The organism is Variovorax sp. GW822-FHT04A09, assembly GCF_058801005.1.
On record NZ_JBXAMV010000004.1, the window covers coordinates 453,622 to 476,662 of the forward strand.

The 23,041-nt window shown below is 67.0% G+C and carries 22 protein-coding genes; 11 read left to right on the plus strand and 11 right to left on the minus strand.

Annotated features, from left to right (window positions below):
• Window positions 1-11: 11 nt before the first annotated feature.
• Together AC1RLW_RS22250 and AC1RLW_RS22255 are read left to right on the plus strand one after the other, a co-directional pair.
• Window positions 12-992, plus strand: a complete 981-nt coding sequence (locus AC1RLW_RS22250) for an ABC transporter substrate-binding protein (RefSeq protein ID WP_070063193.1) — start codon at window positions 12-14, stop codon at window positions 990-992.
• On the plus strand, window positions 965-2,407 hold the full coding sequence (locus AC1RLW_RS22255; RefSeq protein WP_493195100.1) for an L-serine ammonia-lyase: 1,443 nt from the start codon (window positions 965-967) through the stop codon (window positions 2,405-2,407). The genes AC1RLW_RS22250 and AC1RLW_RS22255 overlap by 28 nt, the downstream gene beginning before the upstream one ends.
• 19 nt (window positions 2,408-2,426) lie before the next feature.
• Here AC1RLW_RS22255 and AC1RLW_RS22260 read toward each other — a convergent pair whose 3' ends face one another.
• Window positions 2,427-3,053 carry a LysE family translocator gene (locus tag AC1RLW_RS22260; protein ID WP_159279239.1) on the minus strand — a complete coding sequence of 209 codons (627 nt, stop codon included), beginning with the start codon at window positions 3,051-3,053 and terminating at the stop codon, window positions 2,427-2,429.
• A gap of 86 nt (window positions 3,054-3,139) precedes the next feature.
• Complete coding sequence (locus AC1RLW_RS22265; RefSeq protein WP_390347919.1) at window positions 3,140-3,835, minus strand: GntR family transcriptional regulator; 696 nt, start codon at window positions 3,833-3,835, stop codon at window positions 3,140-3,142.
• A 284-nt stretch (window positions 3,836-4,119) separates the two neighbouring features.
• On the opposite strand from AC1RLW_RS22265, the gene AC1RLW_RS22270 reads away from it, so the two are divergent.
• Genes AC1RLW_RS22270 through AC1RLW_RS22295 form a run of 6 tightly spaced genes read left to right on the plus strand, consistent with a single transcriptional unit; the run spans window position 4,120 to window position 10,668 of the window.
• Window positions 4,120-4,860: a DUF969 domain-containing protein gene (locus tag AC1RLW_RS22270; protein ID WP_062477421.1), complete on the plus strand. Its 741-nt coding sequence runs from the start codon at window positions 4,120-4,122 to the stop codon at window positions 4,858-4,860.
• 5 nt (window positions 4,861-4,865) lie between these two features.
• A complete protein-coding gene (locus AC1RLW_RS22275) occupies window positions 4,866-5,822 on the plus strand; it encodes a DUF979 domain-containing protein (protein ID WP_095950363.1) in 957 nt (318 codons plus the stop codon).
• A gap of 10 nt (window positions 5,823-5,832) precedes the next feature.
• Window positions 5,833-6,510: a pyroglutamyl-peptidase I gene (gene pcp / locus AC1RLW_RS22280; RefSeq protein WP_493195103.1), complete on the plus strand. Its 678-nt coding sequence runs from the start codon at window positions 5,833-5,835 to the stop codon at window positions 6,508-6,510.
• Window positions 6,511-6,544: 34 nt separating this feature from the next.
• Window positions 6,545-7,315: a LamB/YcsF family protein gene (locus AC1RLW_RS22285; RefSeq protein WP_493195104.1), complete on the plus strand. Its 771-nt coding sequence runs from the start codon at window positions 6,545-6,547 to the stop codon at window positions 7,313-7,315.
• A gap of 8 nt (window positions 7,316-7,323) precedes the next feature.
• Complete coding sequence (locus AC1RLW_RS22290) at window positions 7,324-8,910, plus strand: 5-oxoprolinase subunit B/C family protein (RefSeq protein ID WP_493195337.1); 1,587 nt, start codon at window positions 7,324-7,326, stop codon at window positions 8,908-8,910.
• A gap of 21 nt (window positions 8,911-8,931) precedes the next feature.
• Window positions 8,932-10,668 carry an acetyl/propionyl/methylcrotonyl-CoA carboxylase subunit alpha gene (locus AC1RLW_RS22295; RefSeq protein ID WP_493195106.1) on the plus strand — a complete coding sequence of 579 codons (1,737 nt, stop codon included), beginning with the start codon at window positions 8,932-8,934 and terminating at the stop codon, window positions 10,666-10,668.
• A gap of 13 nt (window positions 10,669-10,681) precedes the next feature.
• Here AC1RLW_RS22295 and AC1RLW_RS22300 read toward each other — a convergent pair whose 3' ends face one another.
• From AC1RLW_RS22300 to AC1RLW_RS22340, 9 genes are all read right to left on the minus strand, one after another.
• Window positions 10,682-10,969 (minus strand): hypothetical protein, encoded by a 288-nt coding sequence (locus tag AC1RLW_RS22300; RefSeq protein WP_493195108.1) that lies wholly within the window; start codon window positions 10,967-10,969, stop codon window positions 10,682-10,684.
• Between the two features lie 88 nt (window positions 10,970-11,057).
• The gene (locus tag AC1RLW_RS22305; protein ID WP_493195109.1) at window positions 11,058-13,169 is read right to left on the minus strand and encodes a T6SS phospholipase effector Tle1-like catalytic domain-containing protein; all 2,112 of its coding nucleotides are present in this window, start codon (window positions 13,167-13,169) and stop codon (window positions 11,058-11,060) included.
• A 47-nt stretch (window positions 13,170-13,216) separates the two neighbouring features.
• Window positions 13,217-13,705: a DUF3304 domain-containing protein gene (locus AC1RLW_RS22310; RefSeq protein ID WP_493195111.1), complete on the minus strand. Its 489-nt coding sequence runs from the start codon at window positions 13,703-13,705 to the stop codon at window positions 13,217-13,219.
• 68 nt (window positions 13,706-13,773) lie between these two features.
• Window positions 13,774-14,256 (minus strand): DUF3304 domain-containing protein, encoded by a 483-nt coding sequence (locus AC1RLW_RS22315; protein WP_493195112.1) that lies wholly within the window; start codon window positions 14,254-14,256, stop codon window positions 13,774-13,776.
• A 47-nt stretch (window positions 14,257-14,303) separates the two neighbouring features.
• A complete protein-coding gene (locus tag AC1RLW_RS22320; protein ID WP_493195114.1) occupies window positions 14,304-14,786 on the minus strand; it encodes a DUF3304 domain-containing protein in 483 nt (160 codons plus the stop codon).
• Between the two features lie 43 nt (window positions 14,787-14,829).
• Window positions 14,830-15,303, minus strand: coding sequence for a DUF3304 domain-containing protein (locus AC1RLW_RS22325; RefSeq protein ID WP_493195116.1), 474 nt, complete (start codon window positions 15,301-15,303; stop codon window positions 14,830-14,832).
• Complete coding sequence (locus AC1RLW_RS22330; protein ID WP_493195117.1) at window positions 15,300-16,217, minus strand: DUF4123 domain-containing protein; 918 nt, start codon at window positions 16,215-16,217, stop codon at window positions 15,300-15,302. Before AC1RLW_RS22330 ends, AC1RLW_RS22325 begins: the two co-directional genes overlap by 4 nt.
• A gap of 10 nt (window positions 16,218-16,227) precedes the next feature.
• Complete coding sequence (locus AC1RLW_RS22335) at window positions 16,228-19,233, minus strand: type VI secretion system Vgr family protein (protein WP_493195119.1); 3,006 nt, start codon at window positions 19,231-19,233, stop codon at window positions 16,228-16,230.
• A gap of 25 nt (window positions 19,234-19,258) precedes the next feature.
• Window positions 19,259-19,984, minus strand: coding sequence for a hypothetical protein (locus tag AC1RLW_RS22340; RefSeq protein WP_493195121.1), 726 nt, complete (start codon window positions 19,982-19,984; stop codon window positions 19,259-19,261).
• A gap of 266 nt (window positions 19,985-20,250) precedes the next feature.
• Here AC1RLW_RS22340 and AC1RLW_RS22345 point away from each other — a divergent pair, with 266 nt between their 5' ends.
• The 3 genes from AC1RLW_RS22345 to AC1RLW_RS22355 all read left to right on the plus strand — a co-directional run bounded on the left by AC1RLW_RS22345 (window position 20,251) and on the right by AC1RLW_RS22355 (window position 23,022).
• Window positions 20,251-21,093: a M15 family metallopeptidase gene (locus tag AC1RLW_RS22345; protein ID WP_370681903.1), complete on the plus strand. Its 843-nt coding sequence runs from the start codon at window positions 20,251-20,253 to the stop codon at window positions 21,091-21,093.
• A 60-nt stretch (window positions 21,094-21,153) separates the two neighbouring features.
• Window positions 21,154-21,447: a PAAR domain-containing protein gene (locus AC1RLW_RS22350; protein WP_062481115.1), complete on the plus strand. Its 294-nt coding sequence runs from the start codon at window positions 21,154-21,156 to the stop codon at window positions 21,445-21,447.
• A 102-nt stretch (window positions 21,448-21,549) separates the two neighbouring features.
• Window positions 21,550-23,022 carry a hypothetical protein gene (locus tag AC1RLW_RS22355; RefSeq protein ID WP_493195122.1) on the plus strand — a complete coding sequence of 491 codons (1,473 nt, stop codon included), beginning with the start codon at window positions 21,550-21,552 and terminating at the stop codon, window positions 23,020-23,022.
• Window positions 23,023-23,041: the final 19 nt, after the last annotated feature.

Below are 23,041 nucleotides of genomic sequence, written 5' to 3' on the forward strand. Positions count from 1 at the left end.
GCGAGGTTTTCATGTCCTTCAAGTCCCTGGCGAAATGCGCGTTCGCGACCCTGGCCTTCACGGCAGGTGTTGCAGGTGCGCAGACGGTGGTGCTCTATTCGTCCAACAACACCGAGACCGTCGAGACCGCGCTGGCCGTGGTCAAGAAGAAGACGCCCGGGCTCACGGTGCAGCAGGTCACGGGCGGCACCGGCACGCTGATGAAGCGCATCCAGGCCGAGGCCAAGAACCCGCGCGGCGACGTGCTGTGGAGCGGCGGCTTTGGCACGCTGGGCGCCTACAAGGACCAGATGGCGCCCTACAAGTCGCCCGACCTCGCGGCCGTGCCCGCGGCCTTCCGCGGCCCGAACGACCTGTGGGTCGGCACCAACGTGCACGTCATGGTGATGATGGTCAACGAGCGCCAGCTCAAGGGCATGCCCGCGCCCAAGACCTGGTCGGACCTGATGCGCCCCGAATGGAAGGGCAAGTTCGCCATCACCGACCCGAGCAAGAGCGCCACGGCCTACATGCTGGTGTACGGCCTGCTCAAGCAGTTCGGCCGCGACGGCCTGGGCAAGCTGGCGGCCAACGCGGTCGTCACCGCCTCGTCGGGAAGCACCTACAAGGGCGTGGCCGCCGGCGAGTACCCGGTGGGCCTGACCATCGAGTACGCGGCGCAGGAGTACGTGGCGGGCGGCCAGAAGGAGATCAAGCTGGTCTATCCCACCGAAGGCAGCTACCTGGCGCCCGAAGGCATGTTCATCGTGAAGGGCGCGAAGAACATGGACGCCGCCGTCGCGCTCTACAACGGCCTGCTGAGCAAGGAGACGCAGCAGGAGCTGCTGGTGAAGAACTTCCGTCGTCCGGTGCGCAGCGACATCGCGGTGTCCAAGCTCACCTCGCTGCCCGACCTGAGCGCCATCAAGGTCTTCCCGCTCGACCAAGAGGCTGCTTCGGCCGAGTACGAGCAGCTCGTGGCGCTGTGGAACCTGGCGGTGAAGGCGCGGTGACGGGCCCGTCGAAGGCGCCTTCGACGCCGGTCAGCGCCTTCGATCTGTTCAAGATCGGCATCGGCCCCTCGAGCTCGCACACGGTCGGGCCGATGATCGCGGCGCGGCAGTTCGCCTGCCTGCTGCAAGCGCAAGGCCTGCTGCCGCAGGTGGCCGCGCTGGTGACGCAGCTGTACGGCTCGCTGAGTGCCACCGGCCGCGGCCACGGCACCGACCGCGCCGTGCTGCTCGGGCTCGCAGGCCACCGGCCGGACCGCATCGATCCGGACACCATCGAGCCCGCCATCGCGGCCATCCGACGCGAGCGGCGCCTGCACCTGCTCGGCACGCACACCGTGGCGTTCGATGAGAAGGAGCACCTGCTCTTCCTGCGCAAGAGCCTGCCCCGGCACCCGAACGGCCTGCGCTTCATCGCGCTCGACGCGCAGGGCCAGACCTTGGCTGAGGCGGACTACTTCTCGGTCGGCGGCGGCTTCGTCGTCGATGCACAGGGCGAGAGCGTGCGCAACGAAGCCGGCGTGCAGCGCCCGGCGCCGGCCGCCTTGCCCTTCGCCTTCGACACCGGTGCGGAACTGCTGGCGCAATGCCGCGCGCAGGGCCTGTCGATTGCCGCGCTGATGATGGCCAACGAAACGCAGTGGCGACCGCAGGCCGAGGTGCGATCGGAATTGCTGCAGGTGTGGGACGCGATGGCCGGCGCCGTGCGCCGCGGCTGCGCGAGCACCGGCACCCTGCCCGGGCGCATGCAGGTGCGGCGGCGCGCGGCCGACCTGTTCGGTCAGTTGCAGGGCAGCGGCACGGCGCAGGCCGCGCCCGACCCGCTCGCGGCGATGGACTGGGTCAACCTGTACGCCATGGCCGTCAACGAAGAGAACGCGGCCGGCGGGCGCGTGGTCACCGCGCCCACCAACGGCGCGGCTGGCGTGATTCCGGCGGTGCTGCACTACCACCAGCGCTTCTTTCCCGGCGCGGGCGACGAGGCCGTGGTCGAGTTCCTGCTCACCGCGGCGGCCATCGGCATCCTCTACAAGAAGAACGGCTCGCTGTCGGGCGCCGAGGTCGGCTGCCAGGGCGAGGTCGGCGTGGCCTGCTCGATGGCGGCGGGCGCGCTCGCCGCGGTGATGGGCGGCACGCCGGGCCAGGTCGAGAACGCCGCCGAGATCGGCATGGAGCACAACCTGGGCATGACCTGCGACCCGGTCAGCGGGCTGGTTCAGATCCCGTGCATCGAGCGCAACGCGATGGGCGCGGTGAAGGCCATCAACGCGGCGCGCATGGCCCTGCGCGGCGACGGCTCGCACTTCGTGTCGCTGGACAAGGTCATCCAGACCATGATGCAGACCGGCGCGGACATGAAGACCAAGTACAAGGAAACCTCGCGCGGCGGCCTCGCCGTGAACATCGTCGAGTGCTGACCGCCGCGCGGCCGGGCACTCAAGCAGGACGGCGCGTGAACGCGAGGATCAGCCCGAAGCCGACCATCATGCTGCCGCTCACGCGGTTGAACCAGCGCATCGCGCGGCTGCCGTTGGCCAGCCGGCGCATGCGCGCGCCGAGCAGTGCATACAGCGCGATCGCGACCAGCTCGAACACCAGGAAGGTCACGCCCAGCAGCACGTAGCTCGACGCGTACGCACCGGGCACCACGAACTGCGGGAAGAAGGCGGTGAACACCAGGATCGCCTTCGGGTTGCCGGCCGCCACCGTGAACTCCTGGCGCACCAGCGCACGCATCGACGGCGGCGCGGCCTCGTGCGCCTGCACCTGCGCGGTCGGCGCCGGCGCGCGCAGCAGCCGGACGCCGATCCACACGAGGTACGCGGCGCCGATGTACTTGATGACGTCGAAGGCCAGCTCCGAGGCCACCAGCACCGCGCCCATGCCCAGGCCCGCGATGGCGATCATGACCGCGAAGGCCACCAGCCGCCCGCTCGCCGCGATCACGGCCGGCGACACGCCGTGCTTCGCGCCGTTGGTGACCGACAGCAGGTTGTTGGGGCCGAACGCCATGTTGATGGCGAAGCAGGCGGGCAGGAACAGCAGGTAGGCGGACAGGGTCATGGCGCATCCGGCGGCGGGTGTGGCGGGGTGGTCATTATTTCAGCACCTTGCCCCGCGCAGGTGCACCGGTGCGAAGCCGGGGCGACCTATTCCACGTCCGTCATCTGCCGCGCGTAGACGGCGAGCACGATGCGCTCGGAGTGGATCAGGTAGTCGTTCAGCGCCGCCGAGCCCTCGGCGAACTTGCCGGCCTCGATGAGCTCGAGCAGCTTCGTGTTCATGTCCACGTAGGGCGCGTGCAGGAACTCCGGGTCTTTCAGCAGCCCGAAGGCCAGCCGCAGCTCGACCAGGATGTGGGCGAACAGCACGTTGAGCCGCTCGCTGTCGGCCAGCTCGACGATGCCCTTGTGGAACTCCATGTTGGCCGTGCCCACGCCGAGCCAGTCGCCGGCGTCGCGGCATTTCAGCGCCATCTCGACCGCCTCGCGCATGTGCTTCTTGGCGGGGTGGCGCGGGTAGGCCTGCGCCAGCGCCTGGCACTCGATGAGCCGGCGCACGCGGTAGATGTCGATGATCGACGCGATGCTCGGCACCGCCACGAACACGCCGCGGTTCGGCGCGTGCTTGAGCAGGCCTTCCTTGGTCAGCGTGCGGAACACCTCGCGCAAGGTGTTGCGCGAAATCTCCAGGCTGTCGGCCAGCGCGGCCTCCGACAGCCGCTGCCCCGGCGAGAACTCGCCCTTCACGATCTTCTGGCGGATCAGCTCGGCCACGCGGTCGTTGAGCGTGAGCGCGCCGGCGGCCGGCGAGGCGGGGGAAGCAGGGGAATCCAGTCGGGTCATGCCGGTCGGTCGGAGGGGAAAAGAGAGGGGCGCAGCGAGCCTGCGTTGTAACAGACGGCCCCCGTGCCATGCCGCGCCCGTGCACCGAAACGCGCCCGTTTCAGGGTTTTCATGGGGGTATTCAGGTACTGTTGTTGGGCACACTACATGAAATTGTTCAACAACTTGTTTGAAATGAGTGATTCATAAGAAATGAATTGCTCATTCATTGGCATGAGGTTTGCATCAATCGACCGCACCGGTGCCCCTGCGCCGGTGTTTTGCATTGCAACGAAAGACCAACCATGACACCTGAAGTCCCCCTGTGGCCGCTGATCGGCGTGGCCGTGATCATTGCGGGGTTCATCCTGCGCTTCAATCCGATGCTGGTGGTGATCGTCACGGCCATCGTGACGGCGTTCGCCGCCGGCTTCGGCCCGATGGCGATCCTCACGGCCATCGGCACCGGCTTCATCAAGACGCGCAACCTGCCGCTGATCATTCTTCTGCCGCTGGCGGTGATCGGCCTGCTGGAGCGCCACGGCTTGCGCCAGCACGCGCAGAACTGGATCAGCCGCATCAAGTCGGCCACCGCCGGTCGCCTGCTGATCGTCTACCTCGCGGCGCGCGAACTCACCGCGGCCATGGGCCTGACCAGCCTGGGCGGCCATCCGCAGATGGTGCGTCCGCTGCTCGCGCCGATGGCCGAAGGCGCCACCGAGACGCGCTACGGCAAGCTGCCCGACCGCATCCGCCACAAGCTGCGCGCCTATGCCGCGGCCACCGACAACGTGGGCCTGTTCTTCGGCGAAGACATCTTCGTGGCCTTCGGCGCCATCGTGCTGATGACCACCTTCCTGCACGAAGCGGGCATCGACGTGGAGCCGCTGCACATCGCGATGTGGGGCATCCCGACGGCCATTGCCGCTTTCATCATCCACGCCTGGCGCCTGCGCCGGCTCGACCAGGCGCTGGCCCGTGAGCTGGGCGGCGCCGCAGAGGCCGACGTGCCCGCCACCGCCGTGCCCGCCAAGGAAGGACGCTGAGCATCATGATTCTCTCGATCCAGCACCTGTACCTCCTGGTCGGCTTCATCCTCGCCGTCACGGCCGTGATGACACTGGCCGACCGCCAGCATCCCAAGCGCTACACCAGCGCGCTCTTCTGGGGCATCTATGCGCTGGTCTTCCTGATCGGCGACAAGCTGCCGCCCGCGCTCGTGGGCGCCGGTGCGATCGGCATGGCCGTCATTGCCGGCCTGCGCGGCGTCGGCGCGGGCAAGCACCGCGAACCCACCCCTGAGCAGTACCAGGCCAGCGCCACGCGCCTGGGCAACAAGCTGTTCATTCCGGCGCTGGCGATTCCGCTGGTCACCGTGATCGGCACCGTGGGCATGAGCCACATCAAGCTCGGCGGCACGCTGCTGCTCGACCCCAAGAACACCACGCTGGTGAGCCTGGGCATCGGCTGCGTGGTGGCGCTGGCGCTGGCCTGCTGGCTGACGCGCGAGACGCCCGTGCAGGGCATGCGCGAGTCGCGCCGCCTGACCGACGCGCTCGGCTGGGCCGTGGTGCTGCCGCAGATGCTCGGCATGCTGGGCCTGGTGTTCTCCGACGCCGGCGTGGGCAAGGCGGTGGCGCACATCACCACCAGCTACATCAACATGGACATCCGCTTCGTCGCCGTGGCCGTGTACGTGCTGGGCATGGCGCTGTTCACCATCATCATGGGCAACGGCTTCGCGGCCTTCCCGGTGATGACGGGCGGCGTCGGCGTGCCGGTGCTGGTGGGCGTGTACCACGGCGACCCGGCCGTGATGGCGGCCATCGGCATGTTCTCGGGCTACTGCGGCACGCTCATGACGCCGATGGCGGCCAACTTCAACATCGTGCCCGCGGCCCTGCTGGAGCTGCCCGACAAGAACGCGGTGATCAAGGTGCAGATACCCACCGCGGCCGCGCTGCTGGTGGTCAACATCTTCCTGCTGTACTTCCTGATGTTCCGCTGAGGCACCGCGCATGACCACCGCCACCGATGCCAAGGCACGCCGCGTGCTGCTCGCGGGCTTCGAGCCCTTCGAGAACGACCCGGTCAACCCCGCGTGGGAAATTGCCCGCGCACTCGACGGCTGGGCTTGCGAAGGCGCCGTGGTGCAGGCGGTGCAACTGCCCTGCGTGTTCGGCCGCGCCATCGACACGCTCGACGCCGCATTGATCGGCCCGCCATTGCAGCTGGTGCTGTGCATCGGCGCGGCGGGCGGGCGCACCGAGATCTCGATGGAGCGCGCCGCGCTGAACATCGACGACGCGCGCATTCCCGACAACGCCGGCCAGCAGCCCATCGACCTGCCCGTGGTCAGGGACGGCCCGGCGGCCTACTTCTCGACGCTGCCGATCAAGGCCATGGTGCGCGACATGCGCGCGGCGGGCCTGCCCGCGGCCGTGTCGAACAGCGCCGGCACCTTCGTGTGCAACCACATCTTCTACGCGCTCATGCACCGGCTTGCGACGCGCCCGGCGCTGGCGCACACGCGCGGCGGCTTCGTCCACGTGCCCTACCTGCCCGAGCAGGCCGCCTCGAAGCCCGGCGTGGCGAGCATGGCGCTGGACGCGCAGGTGGAGGCCTTCCGCGTGGCGATCCGCACCGCGCTCACCGTGCGCCACGACGTGCGCGAAACCGCCGGCCGGCTGCATTGATTCCTGAGGCGTGCGGTGCACGCCGGAGACCCCGATGAACATCGACTTGAACAGTGACCTCGGCGAAAGCCTCGGCGTCTGGCGCATGGGCGACGACGCCGCCATGCTCGACATCGTCAGCAGCGCCAACGTGGCCTGCGGCTTCCACGCCGGCGACCCCGCGGGCATCCTGCGCACGCTGCGCCAGGCGAAGGAACGCGGCGTGGCCGTGGGCGCCCACGTGGCCTACCGCGACCTCGTCGGCTTCGGCCGCCGCAACATGGACGTCGACAGCGCCGACCTGCGCGCCGACGTGATCTACCAGATCGGCGCCCTGAAGGGCCTGGCCGCCGCGGCCGGCACCGAGGTGCGCTACGTGAAGCCGCACGGCGCGCTGTACAACACCATCGCGCACGACGAGCGCCAGGCGCGCGACGTGATCGCCGCCCTGCGCGAGATCGACGCCAGCCTCGTGCTCGTCGCGCTCGCGGGCTCGCCGCTCGTGGGCTGGGCCGAGGCCCAGGGCCTGCGCGTGGTCGCCGAGGCCTTCGCCGACCGCGCCTACACGCCGCAAGGCACGCTGGTGTCGCGCCGCGAACCCGGCGCCGTGCTGCACGACGCGCACGACGTGGCCGAGCGCATGCTGCGCCTGACCAACGAAGGCACCGTCACCGCCATCGACGGCAGCGTGGTGCGCATCCGCGCCGATTCGATCTGCGTGCACGGCGACAGCCCCGGCGCGGTCGAGATGGCGCGCCGCGTGCGCGAGCGGCTCGTGCAGGCCGGCGTGACGGTCCGCCCCTTTGCCGAGGCCACCACCGCATGACGACCTCGATGCGCTTTCTTCGCGTCAACCTCAATGCCGTGCTGGTCGAACTCGACGACCTGGCGCAGACGCTCGCGCTGCTGGCCTCGCTGCGCGCCGAGCCCCTTGCCGGCATCGACGAGCTGGTGCCCGCCGCGCGCACCATCCTCATCACCTTCCGCCCGGCCGTGCTGTCGGCCGCCGCATTGGCGCATGCCGTGCGCCAGCGAAAGCTCGACGCCCGCGAGACGCGCATCGACAAGCGCATCGAGATTCCCGTGCGCTACGACGGCGAAGACATCGCCGAAGTGGCCGGCCTGCTCGGCATCACGCCCGACGAGCTGGTGCGCCGCCACACCGGCAGCGACTACACCGTCGCCTTCACCGGCTTCGCGCCCGGTTTCGCCTACCTGAGCGGCGGCCATCCGAGTCTGAACGTGCCGCGTCGCGCGGTGCCGCGCACCCGCATCCCCGCGGGCGCGGTCGGGCTCGCGGGCAGCTTCAGCGGCGTGTACCCGCAGGCCAGCCCCGGCGGCTGGCAGATCATCGGCGTGACCGACACGCCCATGTGGGACCTGTCACGCGAGACGCCGGCGCTGCTGCAGCCGGGCGATGCGGTGCGCTTTGTCGATACCTCGTCGTTGAAGGTGGCGTTGCCGATGGCTGCGCCCGTGGTTGCGGCGCCCGCACCTGCGGCCGTTGAAGGCGGCAGCGCCTTCGAAGTTCGTGCCGCTGGCTTGCAAGCGCTGTGGCAGGACGGCGGCCGCCATGGCCAGGCGCGGCAGGGCGTGTCCGCCTCCGGCGCGATGGACCAGCGCTCGCTGCAGGCGGCCAATCGATTGGTCGGCAATGCGTCGGACGTGGCCTGCCTCGAACTGGCCTACGGCGGCTTCCAGTTCGTCTGCCGCGGCGACGCCGTGATGGCCGTCACCGGCGCCGACGGCCCGCTCACGCTGACCCGCGCCGACGGCGCGCAATGGCCGCTGCCGCGCTACCAGCCCGTCGCACTGGCCGATGGCGACACCGTCACTGTCGGCGAGCCCGTCGCCGGCATCCGCAGCTACCTGGCCGTGCGCGGCGGCTTTGCCGTGGCGCCCGTGCTCGGCAGCTGCGCGACCGACACGCTGGCCCGCATCGGCCCGCCGGCTGTGGTCGCGGGCGATGTGCTGCCTGTGCGCAGCGTCGCCACCGGCGCAGTCGTCGGTGCCAACGAAGCACCGCCGACCGACCTGCCCACCTTGCAGGATGAAGTCGTGCTCGACATCGTGCTCGGCCCGCGCACGGACTGGTTCACCGCCGACGCCGTCGAGCGCCTGTGCAGCCAGCCGTGGTCGGTGACACCGCAGTCGAACCGCGTCGGCATCCGCCTGAACGGCGAAGCGCCTCTGGTGCGCGCCAACAGCGCCGAGCTGCCCAGTGAGGGCACGGCGCACGGTTCGATCCAGGTGCCGCCCAGCGGCCAGCCCGTGCTGTTCCTGGCCGACCACCCGCTCACCGGCGGCTACCCCGTGATCGCGTCGGTCGCCACCCACCACCTGGACCGTGCGGGGCAGATCCCCGTGAACGCCCGCGTCCGCTTCCAACCGATGGCCGGCCACGGCCCCATCGAACTTTGATTTGAGATCGAGAGTCCTGCGATGAAAAAAGTCCTGATCGTCAACCGTGGCGAAATCGCCGTGCGCATCGCACGCGCCTGCGCCGACCACGGCGTGCAGTCGGTCGCCGTCTACGCCGATCCCGACCTCAATGCGTTGCACGTGCGCCGCGCCGACGAGGCCTACGGCCTGGACGGCCACCGCCCGGCCGACACCTACCTCAACATTCCCAAGCTGCTGGCCATCGCCAAGCGCAGCGGCGCCGATGCGGTGCACCCCGGCTACGGTTTCCTCTCGGAAAGCGCAGCCTTCGCGCAGGCCGTGATCGACGCCGGCCTGACGTGGATCGGCCCTTCGCCCTCGGCCATCGCCACGTTGGGCGACAAGGTGCAGGCCCGCAAGCTCGCCCTGAAGGTTGGCGCGCCGCTCGTCGCGGGCACGGCCGACCCGGTCAGCAACGCGGGCGAGGTGCTCGCCTTTGCCGAACAGCACGGCCTGCCGATCGCCATCAAGGCGGCCTTCGGCGGCGGCGGGCGCGGCATCAAGGTCGCGTGGCGGCTCGACGAAGTCGAAGGCCTCTACGAATCGGCCGTGCGCGAAGCCATCACCGCCTTCGGCCGCGGCGAGTGCTACGTCGAGCAGTTCCTCGACCGCCCGCGGCACGTCGAGGCGCAGGTCATCGCCGACACGCACGGCAACGTCGTCGTGCTCGGCACGCGCGACTGCTCGCTGCAGCGGCGCAACCAGAAGCTGGTCGAAGAAGCGCCCGCGCCCTTCTTGAGCGACACACAGCGCGAGCGCATCCACCAGTCGGCGCGCGACATCTGCGCGGCCGCCGGCTACACCGGCGCCGGCACCGTCGAGTTCATGCTGAGCGCGAGCGGCGCCATCTCTTTCCTCGAGGTCAACACGCGCCTGCAGGTCGAGCACCCCGTGACCGAGGAGACCACCGGCATCGACCTCGTCATCGAGCAGCTGCGCATCGCCGAAGGCCTGCCGCTGTCCGTCAAGGAAACGCCCGCACCGCGCGGCCACTCCTTCGAATTCCGCATCAACGCCGAAGACGTGGGCCGCGGCTTCCTGCCGACGCCCGGCCCCGTCCACGTGTTCGACGCTCCCTCGGGCCCGGGCGTGCGCGTGGACACCGGCGTGGACGCCGGCTCGCAGGTGCCCGGCACCTTCGACTCGCTGATGGCCAAGCTCATCGTCACCGGCGCCACGCGCGCCCAGGCCATCGCACGCGCACGCCGCGCCCTCAAAGAATTCCGCATCGAAGGGTTGGCGACGGTGCTGCCGTTTCACCGCGCGGTGATGGCGCACCCCGACTTCGTGTCGGAAGACGCCTTCAAGGTCCACACGCGCTGGATCGAGACGGACTTTGCGAACGACGAGAAGGCAGGCATGCGGCCTGATCCGTTGCCGGATGCATCGCTGCACCGCACGGCGATCGAGATCGACGGGCGGCGCATGTCGCTGGGGCTGCCGGCGGAGTTGCTGCGTGGGTTGGCGTCGGCGGGTGGCGGTGCTGCTGCTGCGCCTGGCGTTGTGGCGAACGCACCGGCGGCCGATGCCGCTGCTGTGGCTGCGCCGGTGTCGGGCACGCTGCAAGGCTGGAAAGTCGCGGACGGCGACGAGGTCGCCGAAGGTGCGGTGATCGCGGTGATGGAGGCGATGAAGATGGAGATGCAGGTGGTTGCGCACCGCGCGGGGCGCATCGTGTTCGCTGCGGCGGCGGGGGGCTATGTGGCGGCTGGGACGGCGATCGCGCGCATCGGGTGAGTGGGCGCGGCCGTCATGGCTTGAGGAACAGGGCGACGAGTCCTGAAACGATGCAGGGAGCGAAGGTCACGGCGGCCATGTAGGTCTCGAGACGCGCGCCTGTATCGCGTGCGTCGATGAGTGCGTGGCATGCACCGAGGTGGAGCAACGCGGTGCCGGCCAGCACGAGCACGAACAGCCAAGCTTTCTTCAAGTGAGACATCCAGGATGGATGTGGGCGCATGCGATGGCCGATGAGGAAGAGCGTGCACGCCAGCGACGGCAGGGTGCCAACCACTAGGACGAGGGCGATCAAGTTCATCTTGATCCGGCGTCACCGAGCGGCGATGGCCTGGCAACTGGCTGCTGCTGGTTTTGCGAGACGATGACGGAACCTGCAGTGCGCTTCTTCAGCTCTTGTCGAACACGCGCCGGTAGCGGCCGTGGCCGTGCGGCTCGCGACGTGTGGCTGTGCGCAAGACCTTCAACGCGATCGTCGCGAGGGTGCCCGCGTTGTCTCGCAGATCGGCGGCATCGGCGTCTGTCATCAATGGGAGCGTCCCAGGTTTTTTTGCATCCAGCTCGAACACGCGCCGTTCAAAATTGTTGAGTTCATACGCGCGGGCGTGGTTGCGGAAGTTTCTTGCGCGACCGGGGTTACCGTGCTCTTCTGCTTCCTTCAACAATCGATCGTGCGTGGCCTTTTTCTGCTTGATGCCGGCAATAAAGTCTTCTCGGTTCTCATCTGTGATGGGGCCGAGCATCCAGAATCCACCGTGCGAGTCGTGGACATACTTGTCGAAGAAATCGTTTGCGCTCTGCGGGACACTCTTTGCCTCCGCCACGGCCCGCAGGATGCGCTTTTGCACTTCATCGGCGGTGGGCGGGTGTTCGACGAAGGTGCCGATTCTTGCGTTGAAAACCTGAGTGGGACGGCTGGCCTCCTGAGCCGCTTTGACGTCGGTGAGCCAGTCGAGCTCCGACTCCCAAAGATCTTGCTTGTCTTGGTCGTTGGACAGTTTGAAGCTTGACATGGCTTCGAATGTTTCCTTGTCAGTCTTGGATGCGCGCCAGCGCCAATACAGCTCCATGTGATAGCGCATTCGGTTTTGCACGGGTTGGCCGCCGTTGGCCACGTTCTGCCTTTCTTCCTCCGTAGTCCAGCCTGCGTAGTCGCTGAAGGCTCTGTCCAGCGCGGGGTCAATAGCAAAGTCGCCTCTTGTCCTGGGCAGCATCTCGGTCTTGCTGTCCAAGCGCACGCCCGCCGCCAATGCCTCGAAATACATATCCATCAAGGGGATCTGAGAGAGCAACGAGATGCGTCCGCCCACGCCCTTGCCTTGGGATTTCGATGGGTAGCCGCCCCCTAGGTCGGAATGGGCACCTGGATAGACAAACTCCTTGGTGTTCGCCGGATAACCTTTGCCGCCGATGCGTGCAGTCGAAAGCGGAAACGACTGCCGTATTTCATGCGCGGCCACATAGTGAACAGTCTGGTTGACGCCGCGGATGTCCATGGTGCCGTCGGCCCAATCCTGAAAACCTTCGCCGACGGGCGCCGAATCGGCCAGGCCGACCGACGCGACGGTGTCGAAGATGCCCAGGAAGTGAAGCTCCAGCGTTGCTTCGCCGATCGTCATGTTCTCGGCGATCATCTGGACCCATTGGCAAAAGGCTCGTGCTTCGGCCGAGCCGCGCGAGAAACCGAAGACCGAAAGGTGCAGCTTGGTCACGCGCGGTCGCTGGTCCTTGATGGCTTTCAGCAGGCGCTCTTGAATGCCCTTGAAGATGCTGACCATCTTGGAATCACCCCAGCGCCACCAAGTCTTCAGCCTGTCGACACAAAGCTCTTTCATTTCGTCCGGCTGAACGAGGTCGGACCTGTGATAGGCCCGATGCAATGCGTTGTAGACCTGTATCAGCGCCCAATGAATGCGGGCCTCACCACCACTACCGAAGCGCTTGCCGTCGTCGGATTCCCTGTCTTCACCGATCTCGGGGAAGCGCGTGCCGACGCCGGGCATGTAGTAGCGAAAATTCTCGACGCCGTCGTCCTTGTGCGCGTTGAAGAGACTGACCACGTTCGTGTGGCTTTGATCCCGCATGTCGCGAATCAGGTTGTTGTTGGTGCCGTCGAAAAACAGGCCCACGTGAATCTCTTTGGAGCAAGTCAGCGCATCGGCCTTGCTCGGATCGGCGGTGGCGGCGCGTTGGCACAGTTCGCGCGCCGTCAGAGTGCGGTTCGCGCGCGAGTGGTCGCCAGGCAGACCGGGTTGATAGTTCGCGCCGCCCGGATCGTTGTCCCACCAGTCGCCTGCTGGCGCAGGATCTATCGGTCGATAGTCCGATGACCAGGTGGTAGGCCTGCCCGCTTCATCCGCCCACAGCAAGATCTGCAGCCCCGTCTCCTTGACGATGCACTCGGCTGTACAGAGCTCGGTGGTCTTGTAGTAGCGGCAGCGCTTGTCATAGGTGTTGGCGTCAAAGCTGATTTCGTACCAGCCCTCGCGGAATTCGTTCATCTGCTGTTCCCCCCAAATTTCGCCAAGAAATCTCTTGTTTGCTTGATCTACTGCCTCCAGCCTGGAGGCTTCACCGGGTAGTCCGGGCCGGGATAACCAACAGCCCCGGCGCCTTTGCTCGAGATGACCAGCCGAACGTCGCCCCCGGAAAGGAAGTGCACATTGAGCGTGCTGCCTGGGATGTCGTACTTGTCGATAGGGACAACTTTCTCGTGCCAATGCTCAACCGCTGCTTCCGGGCTCGTGTCTCTGGGATTGCCGCTCGAGGTCGTCCATTTCACCGTTGCGGTGAGGCCAGGACGCCATTTGGCGGGATAGGAGATGCAGCAGACAAAGCTGCCACCGCCTCCGTAAGGGCGCGAGTTCCCACCACCTGCACCGTCTACATAGAACTGATGGATGTAGTCCTTTGTGTGGTTGTAGGCGCTGATATTGGCGCTGTAGCTTTCGGCCGCCGGCTTCTTGCTGCTGCAAGCCACCAGTGGCAGCGTCAGCAGCGCCAGTGCACAAAGCGTCAGGATCGTTGGGCGTTTCATGGCGTGTGGCCTTTCAATGCGTTCACGTGTTGTTCGTCGGGTTTCCGAGAATTCTTGCTAGCCTTGGCTCACCACTTCCAGCTCGGTGGCTTCACCGGGTAGTCGGGGCCGGGGTAGCCCTTGGCGCCGGAGCCCTTGCTGGATATGACCAATCGAACATCGCCCTCGGCCAGGAAGTGCACGTTGAGCGTGCTGCCTGGGACGTCATATCGATCAATCGAGACAACTCTCTTGTGCCAAGTGGGCTTGATGGCCTCGGGCCGCCTGTCGCCCGGAATCCCGCTTGAGGTCGTCCATTCCACTGTTGCGCTGAGCCCGGGACGCCATTGAGCCGGATAAGAGATGCAGCACACGAAGCTGCCGCCGCCTCCGTACGGACTCGAGTTGCCGCCACCGGCCCCGTCCACATAGAACTGATGGATGTAGTCCTCCGTGTGGTTGTAGGCACTGAGGTTGGCGCTGTAGCTTTCAGCCGCCGGCTTCTTGCTGCTGCAAGCTGCCAGTGGCAGTACCGCCAGTGCGCAAAGCGTCAGGAGCGCGGTGCGTTTCATGGCGCGTGGCTTTTCAAGGTGCGCATAGGTTGTTTGCCTCATGCTGCTCACCATTTCCAATCCGGCGGCTTCACCGGAGAGGCTGGGCCAGGGTAGCCCTTGGCGCCGGCTCTCATGTTGGACATGACCAGCCGCACTTCGTTGTTTGGCAAGAAATGCACATTCATCAGGCCACCCGGCACGTCATATCGATCGATCGGAACGACCTTCTCGTGCCAACAGGGCGTGATGGCCTCGGGGCGCTTGTCGCCAGGAATCCCGCTCGATGTCGTCCATTTCACCGTCGCGCTGAGCCCGGGACGCCATTGAGCAGGAGAGGAGATGCAGCACACGAAACTGCCGCCGCCTCCATACGGACTCGAGTTGCCGCCACCAGCGCCGTCCACATAGAACTGATGGATGTAGTCCTCTGTGTGGTTGTAAGGGCTGAGGCTGGCGCTATAGCTTTCAGCCACCGGCTTCTTGCTGCTGCAAGCTGCCAGCGACAGTGCCGCCAATGCGCAAAGTGTCAGGATCGCTGTGCGTTTCATGGCGTGTGGCCTTGCAATGCGCGCATAGGTTGTTCGCCTCGGCTCACCATTTCCAATCCGATGGCTTCACCGGATAGGCGGGGCCAGGGTAGTTCTTGGCACCCGCCCCTTTGCTGGAAATGATCAACCGAACTTCGCCTTCGGGAAGAAAGTGGATGTTGAGCATGCCACCCGGCACGGTGTATTCCTCGATGGGCACGACCTTCTCGTGCCAATGCTGGACATACGCTTGCGGTCGCCTATCGCCTGGAATGCCGCTGGAGGTGGCCCAGCGCACCTTGGCGCTCAAGCCAGGGCGCCATACGGCGGGATAGGAGATGCAGCACACGAAGCTGCCGCCACCGCCATACGCGCTCGAATGGCCGCCGAACATCCCATCGACATACGGCTCGATATGGTCGGCCGTGTGGTTGTAGGGGCTGAGACTGGCGCTGTAGCTTTCAGCCGCCGGCTTCTTGCTGCTGCAAGCCCCCAACAACGCCAACGCGCAAAGAACCAAGAGAGCAAAGCGCTTCATGAAGCCTTGCCCTCCAACGCCTTCCACAGTTCGTCGCTCCAGCCCTTCATCAGGCCCGACAGGCTGGTGCCTTGTGCGACGGCCTTCCATGTGTCCGACAGATCGGGATGCTGGTGGAAGTCATCGCCGCAGGTCAGCGAGAGCACCACGAACTGCAACCGGTCCGGGTTGCCTGCCACGTGCAGGCGTGTGGCAACCGCGAGGGCGCGCTGGAGCCGCTGATGAAACGCTGCCCGGTTGGTCTGCGGCACCAGCTGCGACACCGTCTCGAGCAACTGCGCAAAGATGCCGTCGGCTTCCGAGGCATCCAGGAGCGTCGCGAATTGCGATGCATCGAGTTCGAGATGGTCGCGGGCATCGGCCACACCGTCCTTCCCATCAGCAGCAAGCCAGTTGCCGACCATGGCACCGCTGCGATCGAACCACTGCCATTGCGCAATGGCTTGTGCCACGCGCCGTGCCTGTGGCTCGGCCAGCGTGGCAAGCAGCGTCGGAAGCACGCGCACATCGCCCATGCGGCAGTGCAGCTTCAAGCCGTCGTGCCGCGCCTGCGCAAGGTAGCCGAAGCAGGCCTGCAAATCCGCAGCGGCGTGGCTGGAGGCGATCCAGCTGAATGCGGGCGCCGCCGGGTCGATCGTGGCGAGGCGCCGCAAGCCCTCGGTGCGCACCTCGTCGTCCAGTGGCAGCTCCAGCAGCTGCGGTCCCCTTGCGCCATAGGCCTCCAACGGTGTGTTGGCCAGCGCATTGACGTGCGACCACCCGTTGCGGCGCAGCACCGATGCGAGGCGCGCCGGGTCGAGCAAGGCCGCATCGACCAGCAACCAGAGGCCGACGGATGACGGTTGGGCGTCGACCATCGCTTGCACGGCATGGGCAAGGTGGAGGGGGTCGATCGGATCGGTCGCGAATTCCAACGCAACGTTCTCACTGCAAGGCGGAGAAGGGGGCTCCGCTTTGTGCCGCCTTCAGCATGCACTCGATGCAGATGCTCTGCGGGAACAGCGGCAGGCCGTAGGGTGAGCTCGTCGGCCCGGCCAACTTCCGCTGCACCGCGTGATAAGTGATCTTCCCCGGACACTCGAAGGTGATGTCCCCATCCTGCAGCGTGATCGACGCACCTTGCGCCGTCGCGATGCGGATCTTCTTCTTGGCCGCGAACTCCACCGTCTGGTCGGTACTGGCGATCTTCAGGGCCTCCTTGGCCTGCACGCGCAGTTCGTCGTGCTGCGCCTGGAAGTCCAGATCGTCGTTGCCCGCGATGACCGACAGGCCTGTGTCTGCATCGGCCTTCTGCGCCCCGGCCAGCACGCCGATGGCCTGGCCGCTGTGCACGCGCAGCACGTCGGCCAGCGCCAGGTTGATGTCGCCGCCGCTGGCCAGCGTGGCGGTCTCGCCGCTGACGACCTGCAGCTGCTGGCCCGCCACCATCGCCAGGCCGCCGCGTGCGGCCAGTGCGATCACTGCGTCGCTCGTATGCGGCACCTTGCCTTCGCCGGTGGCGATGGCCTTGTCTGCGGCGTCCGCGTAGGCGGCATCCAATTCATCCGCGGCGACCATGCCGCTGGCGGTGCGCTCCATGGCGGCGTACGGGGCGCGTTCCTTGTCGAGCTGGGATTCGTTGGCCTTGGTTGCCCCGATGTGCCCGGCCAGCTGCACGGTCTCGTGGGTCCTGGCGGCCTCGCTCAGGGCTTGGCCCAGCTGCTGCACCTGCTTGAGCAGCGCCATGCCGGCGGCGAAGTCGCCCACGGGCTCCAGCTTCTGGCCGCCTGCGCCGTGGTACGTGCTCAGCAGCACGCCCTTGCCGCCGCGCAGGGCCGCATAGCCGTCGGTACGCAGCTCCAGCCCCTGGCCTCGGAAGCTGCCGCGGAAGTTGTCGGCCTGGTGGATCAGGTGGCCCAGGTTCAGCTGGCTGTGGGCGGTGCTGGCGTGCAGCTGCACGCGCAGCTGCTGGTTCGAATCGTCGAACACCAATTGACTGAAGCCCTCGCCGCCGAACTCCTTGGTCTTGAAGCCGCTCAGGGCCGCGGCGTTGCGGTGGCCCCTGTCGTCGGCGCTGGCGCCGTGCCAGGGCGGGGCGTGGCCCGCTGCGAGGTTGGCCTGGGCGCTGGGCGAGGCGTTGCTCGCCTGGGCGAAGACGTCGTTGTTGTCGGTGCTGCCCTGTTCGCTGTCGCGTGACGCGCCGCCGGGCGTGGGGGCGAGGCCGCCGTCGCCGCGCCCGTTGTACAGCGCGCCGACGATGACGGGCTGGTCCACATCGAGGTCGACGAACTTGACCAGCACTTCCTGCCCGATGCGCGGCAGCCACTGCCAGCCCATGCCGGGGCCCGCCTGGCGCTGGGCCACGCGGATCCAGCGGGTGCTGCGGTTGTCCTGGGCGTTGTCTCCATTGCTGCTGCTGTTGCCGTTGTCGCTCGATCCGTTCTGCCAGTGGAAGCGCACGCGCACGTCGCCACGGTCGTTGCAGTACAGCTCGTCGGCGCCATTGGGCGAGGTCTCGCCCGAAGGCCCGACCACGATGGCGCTGTGCACGCCGCTGGCCGTGGGCCTGGCGTGCAGGCGGGCGCCATCGGCCGCGGCCAGTGCGGGGCGCCAGGGGCGTGGGGCGTGCACGCCCGAGAAGCTGTTGGCGTAGCCCTGGGCCTGGGCGGTGGCGAGGCTCTGGGGCTGCGGGTAGATGTGGTTGTCGTTGCTCGTTGCCACTGCTGTAGACACCAGCCCGAACACATCGGCTTCGGCCGTCACAGGGGCGCAGGGCTGGTCGAACACGAGGTGCTCCGTCAGCGCACCCAGCTGCGCCGCAATCGATGCGGCCGTGTCCTTGGGCAGGTTGTTGATGCCCACGTGTTCGACTGTGTCCAGCAGCAGTGCCGGCTTGGCCTGCAGCCCGAGTGCAGGCGCGTCGTCGATCTCGAGGCGCGTGCCCGCGCGCAGGGTGCGCACGGTGCTGTGGCCCAGCATCAGGTCGGCGCGGCATTCGGCCGCTTCCATCATCAATGCCGCGTAGCGCTCGACGGTGCGGTTGGTGTCCCAGCCGCGGCTGCGGTCGTTCAGGCCGAGCACGTCGTCGTATTCCAGGCGTGGGGCGTTCTTGCCACCGACCGGAAAGCGCGCCGGGGCGCTGCCTGTGAGCTGGCGCTTGCCGTCGACGTTCCATGCGCTCAGGTGCACCTGGGCCACCGACTGGCGCATGCGGCGCACCAGCGCCTGCACGGCGTCGCTGCGTTCTTGCGAGCTCTTGCGGTGAAAGCGAACGGGCGAGCCCGCATCGGCGGGCTGGGTGTCGTTGGACGAGAAGACGACGAGCTTGTGGCCCGTCGGGGCCTGGGCGTCTTCCTCGATGCGCCACGCCAGGCCTTCTTCGGCCAGCAGGCGCGAGAAGAAGTCGTAGTCGCTCTCGCGGTACTGGGTGCAGTAGGTGCGAACGGGGGCGTCGGCGAGGAAACCGTTCACTTCGGAGGAGAAGGCCCAGCTGCCGGCTTCGGCGTACGGGGCGAGTACGCGTTCGATGATGTCTGCCACGCTGCGCTGCTGGAAGACCTGGCTGCGGCCCTGCTGGGTGGCCAGCCAGAGCCAGGGCACGAGCGTGAGGCGGTAGCGGGCCAGGCCGCCATCGGCGCCGAGTGACTCGACGGCGCGGATCAGGCCGGTGCGTCGGCCCATGGAGCCGTCGGCCAGCACGGTGACCAGCGTCAGCGGTTGATCGATCAGCGATGAAAGCGCCAGGTCCGCGCGCAGGCTCAGGCACACGATGCGCAGCTCGAACAGCTGCGACACCGCCTCGCGCTGCACCCAGCCTTCCACGCGCAAGGCGTCCATGCTCTCGCGCGCGGCGCTGTTGGAGGACGATGAAGCACTCGGCGCTTCGAGGCGGTACAGCCGCGCCGTCTGGCTCAGCTCGGCCCACAGGGCGCTGCGGTCAGCGGAAGGCATCGGGAATTCGCTCAGGTTCGGATGCTCAAGGTTTGCAAGGTGCGCCCGGCTTGCAGTCCGCCGTTGCGGCAGTGGCCTGCGCCGATGGTGCGGGGTCGGAGGTCTTGCTGCGCTTGAGCAGCGCGGTCAGCAGGTCGGTGTCGGGATCGGGCCCCTTCGGCCGTGCCGCCGTCTGCGCGAGGTCGGTGCGCGCGGCGGGCTTCGTTGCCTTGCTGGTGTTGGCGGCGGTCTTGACGGGCTTGCCGTTCGCGGCCGTGCGCACGGGCTTCTTCGAGCCCGACGCGATGCGCTCCGGTTTCTTTGCAGCAACGGCGCTGGCCTTGCTGTCGGCGCCTGTCTTCTTCGCGGGGGATGTTGCCGCTGCAACGCGCGCAGGCTTCGCGGCCGGCGGTACGGCCATGGGCTGCGCACCGATGGCTGCGAACGGTGTGGAGGCCTGTTGTTGTTGCTGTTGCTGCTGTGGTGCCGGCGGCGGCGTGCTGTCGCCTTCGATGATGCGCGCGGGCGTGGGCTCCGGTGCCGCGGCTGCAACGGGCGCGTCGGGCTTCGGTGGTTCCTTGGCGACAGGCGCTGCAACCGGCGCAGGCGTTGCTGCCGCCACGGTCGTGGCTGCCGCATCCGCGCGCTTCGATTGAAGGTGGTAGGTCGTGGCACCCGCCACACCGAGCAGCACTGCGAGCGAAGCCCACACGCCGGGCCGTGCGAAGAAGGAGCGCGCGCCGCTCTCGCGGCCACCGAACTGTGCGAGCACCCGCGTGGATTCGCCTCCGGGTGCGGCGGTAGATGTGGCTGCGGTGGGTGCGCTCGAACCAAGCAGGCTCGGGCGATCCTTGTGGGCGTCTGACGCGCCCATCATGGATGGGTGGTCCGGCTGGCTGCGGGCATGTGATTTCTCCCCTCGGCTTTATGTGGCGTGATCAACGCGATATCGCAATTGGGATGCAACAAGGTGCTGCGTGCGATGGGGTTCAAATTTTTATGCGACTCATACAATTGAGTGGCTCTCATTGAACACCGTTGATCTTCTTCACTCTCTTTTGTTATTTTGCCTTGATGGTGGCAGCACTTGCCATCTTCTTGTTCCCTTCTTTTCGTGACCGTGTGTTGCGAGCGACGGTCTCCATTTCTACTGCTATTGCATTCTTTTTTATTGGAATAGGACGCCGCCTCGGCTTTGTGTCCGAAGCAAGTTTTCAGTTGATGCGAGACAGCGGCTCAGGAGTGCGTACTTTTGCCGTAAGGCATCGCTATTTGTTGCTGTCGGGCATGGGCCTGCTTATCGTTCCGGTGTTGTTAAGTGTGACTTTCGGAAGTGGCCGGGTTCTGTTCTTCGACGACTGGGCCGCCACAAGCGATCCGAAGATCGAGGCCTTGCTCAAGGGCGAGCAGCTGGTGCCGCCACAGCCGTTGCCGCCCGAGGTGTTTGCCACTGCAGAGGTCGAGCAGATTCGTCCGCTCACGAAAGAAGGCAGTCGGGACTGGGCTGTTCTCGATGTGGACTTTCGTAATCGTTTGCTGCTCGTCTACAAGATCATGAAAGAAAAGCACGGCTACGACCTCGCATTGCTCGAGGGTTATCGCAGCCCCGAACGACAAGCCAAACTCGCTGCATTGGGCAATACAGTGACCATGGCGAAGGCCAATCAAAGCTATCATCAGTATGGACTTGCGGCAGACAACGCGTTCTATCGCAATGGCAAGCTGGTGATCTCTGAAAAAGATCCATGGGCCATGGAAGGCTATCGCCTCTATGGCGAAGCGGCCGAGTCCGTGGGCTTGGTGTGGGGTGGTCGATGGTCCTTCAGGGATTACGGTCACGTGGAGTACCGCAAGCCGGGATTTAAATTGTCACGCAACTGAATGCCGAGACGACATCTGTCGCACCGGCACACCACGAGGCAATCAAGGGGGAGAGTTCAAATGGGTGAGGATCAACCCGAGGCGGACAACGACCGCCCGTGGATCGTTCTGCATGACAAGACCGACCACGGTGGCTTCGTGATCACCGCATCCGAAAACACGCACATCGACGAACGGCGCGTGGCGCGCATCGGCGACATGGTGTCGTGCCCACGGCCCGGCCATGGCATCAACCCCATCGTGACGGGCAGCGACTGCGTGTCGATCGATGGCCGGCGCGTGGCGCGCCACGGCGACCGTGCGGCCTGCGGTTGCAGGCTGTTGTCCAGCCAGATCGCTTCCGCGTCCGAATGACGGCGGTGCGCCCTTCTTCGGCTGCAGGCATGGCATGCGGTCACGCGACCGCGTGGGCCGCTGCCATCGCCATCGCGTGACGCAAGCGTTCGAAAACTCCGGATGCTGTCGCGACTGATCAAGCCCGTGCTCCTGGCCTGCGCCGTGTTCATCACGGTGTGGGTGCTCGTGATCGTCTACTGGCAGTACACGGCGCGCATGCCGAGCACGAGCGATATCGCGCTCTACCTCGTGGTGTTGCCGCTGGCGTTGATGCTCTTCTATGTGGTGCTGCGCCGCATCTTCACGGCCGCGCCCGCTGCCGCGTTGCCCGCAGCTGGGCCAACAGTGGCCGCAGGCGCCGCCGCCTCATCGGATGCCGTAGCACCCGAAGCCTCGCAAGAGCGCCTGCAGATGGCCGTGCTCGCCTTCGCCCTTCGCACGCCGCGCGGCAGCGATGCCGACACGGTGGCCACAGCGATCGGCCAGGCGCAGACGCCAGAGCTGGTTCCCGAACTGCGTGACGGCGAAGGCTTCCCCGTCATCGCGGGCCGCGTCGATGGCATCGACGAGAACGAACTGCGCGAGCACCTGCGCGAAAACCTGCAACCGGTAGGCGAATCTTTCGATGTCGATGCGCTGCCCGACGATCGGCTGCGCGCCATCCACCTGATGTCCGACGTACTGCAGGAGCTGCTGGCGTCCGCGGCCGAAGCCATCGCCAACGCGGGCGATGCGCTCGCGGTGCGCGCGCCCGGGCGCTTCGTGTCCAGTGGCGGTGTCATCCCGGGGCCGGCGGCGGCGCCGCAGCTGAACCTCTCGCTGCTGTTGCCGGGCGCATGGAGCGAGAGCGAACGCGCGATCGCCACGCAGTGGGTGCAGCAGCGCGTGCGCGAGGGCGATGCGTCGCAGCGCTGGCTCGTCGACTGCTTCAAGAGCGAAGACGGCGTGTCCGGCATGGCGCTGCTCGACCGCATCAGCCTGTCGCTGCATCGCGAGCAGCGGCCTGCGCTGTGGATCGCGCTGGCGGCCGACTCCTCGGTGTCCGAAGCGAGCATCGCGCGCTGGGAGGCCGACGGCCTGCTGTACACCGCCACGCGCCGCAAGGGCCGCGTGCCCGGCGAAGCCGCCGCGGGCCTGCTGCTCGTGCGCGCCGGCGATGCGCTGCTGGCACCGGCCGAGGCCGTGCGCCTGTCGCGCAGCGCAAGTGGCCAGCGCGAGGCCTCGGCCGACACCGCACGCACGCCCGATGCCAGCCTGCTCGATCGCTTCGCCCAGCACCTGCTCGCCACCTCGACGCTCGAGACCGCCCAGGTCGACTGGGTCGTGAGCGACGCCGACCACCGCACCAGCCGCGTCACCGAAGTGGCCAGGCTCGTGCAGGAGCGGCTGCCGCACGTGGCCTTCGAAAACAACCTTTCCGTCTGCGCCACCCTGGGTCATCTGGGGGCCGCGGCCGACATGAGCGCCGTCGTGCTCGCGTGCCACCTGGCCGCGCGCGATGCACGGCATGTGCTCGCCATTTCCGTGCAGGACGCGCTCGCGCGGACGGCCCTCCTGGCCGGCCCGGTGAGCCCCGCGTCACCCGCTACTTAAACAGGACCGATTCCAGAAA

What these genes read in the sequence shown, in the direction of transcription:
- AC1RLW_RS22260 (WP_159279239.1), bottom strand. Translation starts at nt 3,053, where the DNA reads ATGACCCTGTCCGCCTACCTGCTGTTCCTGCCCGCCTGCTTCGCCATC.
- AC1RLW_RS22275 (WP_095950363.1), top strand. Translation starts at nt 4,866, where the DNA reads ATGATTCTCTCGATCCAGCACCTGTACCTCCTGGTCGGCTTCATCCTC.
- AC1RLW_RS22325 (WP_493195116.1), bottom strand. Translation starts at nt 15,303, where the DNA reads ATGAAGCGCTTTGCTCTCTTGGTTCTTTGCGCGTTGGCGTTGTTGGGG.
- AC1RLW_RS22335 (WP_493195119.1), bottom strand. Translation starts at nt 19,233, where the DNA reads ATGCCTTCCGCTGACCGCAGCGCCCTGTGGGCCGAGCTGAGCCAGACG.
- AC1RLW_RS22250 (WP_070063193.1), top strand. Translation starts at nt 12, where the DNA reads ATGTCCTTCAAGTCCCTGGCGAAATGCGCGTTCGCGACCCTGGCCTTC.
- AC1RLW_RS22270 (WP_062477421.1), top strand. Translation starts at nt 4,120, where the DNA reads ATGACACCTGAAGTCCCCCTGTGGCCGCTGATCGGCGTGGCCGTGATC.
- AC1RLW_RS22285 (WP_493195104.1), top strand. Translation starts at nt 6,545, where the DNA reads ATGAACATCGACTTGAACAGTGACCTCGGCGAAAGCCTCGGCGTCTGG.
- AC1RLW_RS22295 (WP_493195106.1), top strand. Translation starts at nt 8,932, where the DNA reads ATGAAAAAAGTCCTGATCGTCAACCGTGGCGAAATCGCCGTGCGCATC.
- AC1RLW_RS22300 (WP_493195108.1), bottom strand. Translation starts at nt 10,969, where the DNA reads ATGAACTTGATCGCCCTCGTCCTAGTGGTTGGCACCCTGCCGTCGCTG.
- AC1RLW_RS22265 (WP_390347919.1), bottom strand. Translation starts at nt 3,835, where the DNA reads ATGACCCGACTGGATTCCCCTGCTTCCCCCGCCTCGCCGGCCGCCGGC.
- AC1RLW_RS22315 (WP_493195112.1), bottom strand. Translation starts at nt 14,256, where the DNA reads ATGAAACGCACCGCGCTCCTGACGCTTTGCGCACTGGCGGTACTGCCA.
- AC1RLW_RS22320 (WP_493195114.1), bottom strand. Translation starts at nt 14,786, where the DNA reads ATGAAACGCACAGCGATCCTGACACTTTGCGCATTGGCGGCACTGTCG.
- AC1RLW_RS22355 (WP_493195122.1), top strand. Translation starts at nt 21,550, where the DNA reads ATGCTGTCGCGACTGATCAAGCCCGTGCTCCTGGCCTGCGCCGTGTTC.
- pcp (WP_493195103.1), top strand. Translation starts at nt 5,833, where the DNA reads ATGACCACCGCCACCGATGCCAAGGCACGCCGCGTGCTGCTCGCGGGC.
- AC1RLW_RS22350 (WP_062481115.1), top strand. Translation starts at nt 21,154, where the DNA reads ATGGGTGAGGATCAACCCGAGGCGGACAACGACCGCCCGTGGATCGTT.
- AC1RLW_RS22310 (WP_493195111.1), bottom strand. Translation starts at nt 13,705, where the DNA reads ATGAAACGCCCAACGATCCTGACGCTTTGTGCACTGGCGCTGCTGACG.
- AC1RLW_RS22290 (WP_493195337.1), top strand. Translation starts at nt 7,324, where the DNA reads ATGCGCTTTCTTCGCGTCAACCTCAATGCCGTGCTGGTCGAACTCGAC.
- AC1RLW_RS22305 (WP_493195109.1), bottom strand. Translation starts at nt 13,169, where the DNA reads ATGAACGAATTCCGCGAGGGCTGGTACGAAATCAGCTTTGACGCCAAC.